The organism is Priestia sp. P5_B4 (assembly GCF_056400385.1).
Map to the genome: position 1 here is coordinate 1 of NZ_JBFULJ010001520.1, position 529 is coordinate 529.

General features: G+C 32.9%; 2 pseudogenes. Both read right to left on the reverse strand.

Annotated features, from left to right (window positions below):
• Window positions 1–230 (reverse strand): annotated as a pseudogene (locus tag AC1DRF_RS31935) (hypothetical protein); the annotation flags it as partial.
• A gap of 66 nt (window positions 231–296) precedes the next feature.
• Window positions 297–529, reverse strand: a pseudogene (locus AC1DRF_RS31940) (hypothetical protein); the annotation flags it as partial.

Below are 529 nucleotides of genomic sequence, written 5' to 3' on the forward strand. Positions count from 1 at the left end.
GTTCTTGGAGAATAGAAATCCTGCGATCCTACTATAATTTTATAACCTTTGGTAATACGCCAAGAACATTGAATATGTAAAGCATATTCAGCTACTTCTTCTTTTTTCCCCCTTCTGGTTACTAAAATTTTTTCTCCAAATCCTAGCCAAAACAAATTTGAGGCTCTCCCCGCGTATCTTAAATTCAAGCCCACCAATTTGTCTAATTTTGATTTAGTTGCTTCTCTCATGCTTTTCTCCTTTTATTTGCAGTTAAAGCTTTCTTGGTAAGTAGCTAAGTAAATAAATAGAATGTATTAATTGTTTATGGCATTAAGGTTATAGCGACCTATTTCTTTTTTATTTTTAATAACTACTAAAACACCTTTCAAAGCATTTTCTTTAAGTATTTTTATTTTTTCTTTATTTGGAGCCACTGGCAGCCCTCCGGATTTAGTAGTGAATCCTAAGTCATAACTTACATTTATTTTACCAGTTCTATTTCTGTTAAAACCCCCATATCCTGATCCCCTTCCTAATCCATCAAGAC